The organism is Rothia sp. 27098_8_29 (assembly GCF_041432785.1).
In the GTDB taxonomy this organism is placed as follows: domain Bacteria; phylum Actinomycetota; class Actinomycetes; order Actinomycetales; family Micrococcaceae; genus Rothia; species Rothia mucilaginosa.
Genome location: NZ_JAPWAI010000018.1, coordinates 1 through 3,700, shown reverse-complemented (window position 1 = coordinate 3,700; position 3,700 = coordinate 1). Strand labels below are relative to the sequence as shown.

Genomic DNA, 3,700 nt, shown 5'->3' with positions numbered 1-3,700 from the left:
AACCCTGGACCTCCTTCGGGAGGCTGAGGCTTTTTATTCGGAAATTTTGAATAACGAAGTTATTCGCTAGATTTTCCGTGGTTATAGCAAGAGGGAAACGCCTGGTTCCATTCCGAACCCAGAAGCTAAGACTCTTCGCGCCGATGGTACTGCACTTTTGTGGGTGTGGGAGAGTAGGTCACCGCGGGTTTTTTATTCAAGAGGGGAAGACCTTATAGGTCTTCCCCTCTTTTTGTGTACCCAAAAACTTTTAGAACGAAATCTCCTAGAACGAAAGACACCTAACTCAGCAAAGGTGCAGAGACTCATAGACCCAGAGACGCAGAGATTCAGCAGAGAGGCAACGGAACGGAGGCTACAGCCTCGCCAGACAGCGTGCCGACCTGATACAGAGGCGATGAGATGGGGAGTTCACAGATCCGCCTGAATGACGAAATAGAAGGCGAGGTAGAGAAACTCTTGATACCTTAACAACAAGAGCAGTCCACATCTCTACCTCAACGAGTAGAGAGCAAGCAAAGGAGCATCATCATGGCCGATGAGAAGAGCATCTACGAACGCTGGAGCGAAGAACGCCTCGACCCGCCCTTCCCCAAAGAATGGGGACTGGACGAAGAAGACGAAGCTGAGCTGCTCTGGCCCATCTGGCCCCTGCTGTTCATGGGGGAATCTGATACTGAGCAGTACGTAGAAACGATCGCCGATTATGTGATGGACGTACTTGGTCTGGAATACGATGGGGAGAACGAAGACAGCAAGCTCTGGGAGAAGCGCGTAGAGGACTACGTGGAAGAGCTCATCAAGCGTCGTCGTGCCTTTGCTGCTGAGCTGGGTATTACCCCCGAAATGCAGAAGAACTCCAACCTCAACCGTGCCTTCGCAGCCCTGGAAGAAGAAGGCGTCATTGCACGACAGAACTTCACCTGCTGCGGTACCTGCGCATCCGCAGAGATCTGGGATGAGATTGATGACAGCCGTGAATGGAAGGGATACATCTACTTCCACCAGCAGGACACTGAAAGCCTTGCTGAGAGCGGCGGCACCTACGTCGGCTTTGGTTCCTTCCTCGCCTACCCCAGGGACGAAAATGAATGGAACGTGCTGAGCGATGCGCAGAAGGAAGAGATTAGTGCCCTTCACGAGAAGCTCTCCGTACAGTTGCTGCGAGAGACGGTTATTCCCGTACTGGAGAAGCACGGTCTGAGCGTGAAGTGGAACGGCAATTACAACACCCGCCCCTATATCGACGGGGTAGAGGTCTATAACATTCCCTAAAGAGACAGGACCGAATGCAGAGCTGAACCGGGTGGGTGCCTCGGAATAGCTTGTGGCAGGGGAGAGGCGCCTCCTAATGCTACGAAAGTTTACGAGGAAAATAAGCTGAGAGCGTGAGAACAGACATCACAATATCTCAGTCAGAGTATTAACTAGCCGATAAGGCACCCATTCGGTAGGCTAGACGGGTAGCGCGGTACGTCCACACTAGAGAAAAGACAGAACCTATCCACGTGATAGGAACTAATCGACATAGCTTTCAGCTGCTATATACGGCAGAAGCTGAGCTCTAGAACACCCTATAGGGGATACAAACAACCCCGGGCCGGAAGAGCCAGGTCATCTGAGCTTTGCTCGGATGGACGCTCACTCCAACCGGAGTAGGCTAGAAGAAGTGGACGAACCGCCACCCATATTCCCAACCAAAGGAGCAGGCATGTCGACCGACGCCCGCGAAAAAGCCCGCCAGATTGCGGCCCAGCAGGCCAAGAAGAGCCCCAGCCAGGCAAGCCGCCGCTGGCTCCAGTTCGGCGTACTCGCCGTGGTCCTCATCATCGTAGGTATCATCGGCTTCGTCGTAGTCAACGGCAACAAGAACACCAAGGTAGCAGAAAGCGGCCCGGTGCCCTCCAGCGCCAACGAATACGGTGGCATTGTGCTGACCAAGGACGGCATCGTCCAGAACTCCTCCACCCAGGAGACCCGCGACTTCAAGCAACTCGCAACCTCGACCTCCTCCGTGACCCCCATGGTCAACGGAACCGCAGCAGCAGTCAACACCCTGCCCCCGGGCGTGCAGACCGCTGAAGAGGCATCCAAGAACGGCCAGCCCGTACGCGTGACCATCTTCCAGGACTACAACTGCGTGCACTGTGCAGAGTTCGAGAAGAAGTACGGTGAAGAAATCCAGAAGCTCGTCGAGGACGGCACCATCACCCTGGAAATCCGCAACCTGACCTTCCTGGACCGCTCCTCGCCCACCGCTTACTCCGCACGTAACGCGGCAGCAGCATACTCCGTGGCCAACCAGGTCAGCACCAGCGAATTCCTGAACTACCAGCGTGAGATCTTTACTCACCAGGGCCGCGGCGACATGAACAACCAGCAGATCGCCGACATCGCTTCTAAGCACGGTGCGTCCATCGGCTCCGATATGAACGATGGCAAGTGGCGCCCCTTCGTGGACGTGGTCAACGCTGAATCCGCAAAGAACGGTATTAAGGGTACCCCCACCGTCTTCGTTGATGGTGACCAGTACACCAGCAACGACTTCAGCACCTTCCTGAAGGAAAAGATCGAAGCTAAGAAGAAGTAACCGCTTCGATACAAAAACCCGGTAACCTCCGCGTGAGGCTACCGGGTTTTTCCATACACGGTGATGAGTACGAGGGGTGGGTGAGCAGCATACAGAGGTGGTGCTCAGAAGGGTTAAAACGAAGGAAACGAACATGCCATCACCCCATAATTTAGAAGTATTCTCAACCAAACCCTAAAAGAACAACTAAGCAGACTCAACCAAGAGAATAAGGTACACTGGACAGGTTGCCTCCTTAGCTCAGTTGGCCAGAGCATCTGTCTTGTAAACAGAGGGTCACCGGTTCGAATCCGGTAGGGGGCTCAGAAAAATCCTGGTTCGCACCAGCCTCATAGCAGAGGTGCGGATCAGGATTTTATTGTAGCGAGTGTCCTCGAGTGTCTAAGGGACCCGCACCAACACATCGTCTACCCGCCCTGAGGAACCAAGTATGTCTGAAACCTCCGGAACCCCGCAGGCCCCCGCCTCGCAGGGCACCCGTACCGCGGCGCTGCGCACCGTCAAAGCACGCGAAACCAACGACTACCCCCTCGAAGAATTCATCGAATCGCGAGGATTCCGCCCCGAAATCCAGGGCCTGCGAGCCTTCGCCGTGCTCCTCGTGGTGCTCTACCACGTCTGGGTCGGCAAAGTCTCCGGCGGCGTGGACGTCTTCCTCTTCATCTCCGCCTTCCTGCTCTCGCTCTCCTTCATGCGCAAGATCAACGAAGGCAAACCCCTCAATCTCTTCAGCTACTGGATGCACGTCTTCCAGCGACTGCTACCCGTAGCCACCGTGGTTATCGCGGGTACCACCATTGCGTCCTTCTTCGTGCTCGCACCCAGTCGCTGGTCGCAAACCGTAACCGACGCAAGGAGCTCCCTGTTCTACTTCCAGAACTGGAACCTCGCGTTCAGCTCCGTAGACTACTACGCCCAAAACGCTTCCGTGAAGTCACCCTTCCAGCACTTCTGGTCGCTCTCCATCCAGGGACAGATCTTCATCATCTGGCCCCTGCTCTTCGCTGCAGTAGCCTACGTCGTGCACCGATTCCGCGGGAACCTCTTCACCACCGCGGTATTCATCTTCAATACGGTGTTCGTCGCATCCCTGACCTTCTCCATCGTCGA

General features: G+C 55.1%; 3 protein-coding genes, 1 tRNA gene and 1 rRNA gene. All 5 read left to right on the top strand.

All coding sequences use genetic code 11. From position 1 onward, the window contains the following. Nucleotides 1-73: 73 nt before the first annotated feature. A 5S ribosomal RNA gene (gene rrf / locus O3649_RS08950) occupies nucleotides 74-190 on the top strand. A 341-nt stretch (nucleotides 191-531) separates the two neighbouring features. After that, complete coding sequence (locus O3649_RS08945; protein ID WP_371573874.1) at nucleotides 532-1,275, top strand: cAMP-binding protein; 744 nt, start codon at nucleotides 532-534, stop codon at nucleotides 1,273-1,275. A gap of 436 nt (nucleotides 1,276-1,711) precedes the next feature. Further along, nucleotides 1,712-2,590, top strand: coding sequence for a thioredoxin domain-containing protein (locus O3649_RS08940; RefSeq protein WP_005509033.1), 879 nt, complete (start codon nucleotides 1,712-1,714; stop codon nucleotides 2,588-2,590). 229 nt (nucleotides 2,591-2,819) lie between these two features. Further along, nucleotides 2,820-2,893 (top strand) — tRNA-Thr (locus O3649_RS08935). 127 nt (nucleotides 2,894-3,020) lie between these two features. Beyond that, nucleotides 3,021-3,700 (top strand): acyltransferase family protein (locus O3649_RS08930; protein WP_371573872.1); only part of this gene is annotated, 680 nt, incomplete at its 3' end.

Coding starts and splice junctions, on each gene's coding strand:
- O3649_RS08940 (WP_005509033.1), top strand. CDS start 1,712: ATGTCGACCGACGCCCGCGAAAAAGCCCGCCAGATTGCGGCCCAGCAG.
- O3649_RS08945 (WP_371573874.1), top strand. CDS start 532: ATGGCCGATGAGAAGAGCATCTACGAACGCTGGAGCGAAGAACGCCTC.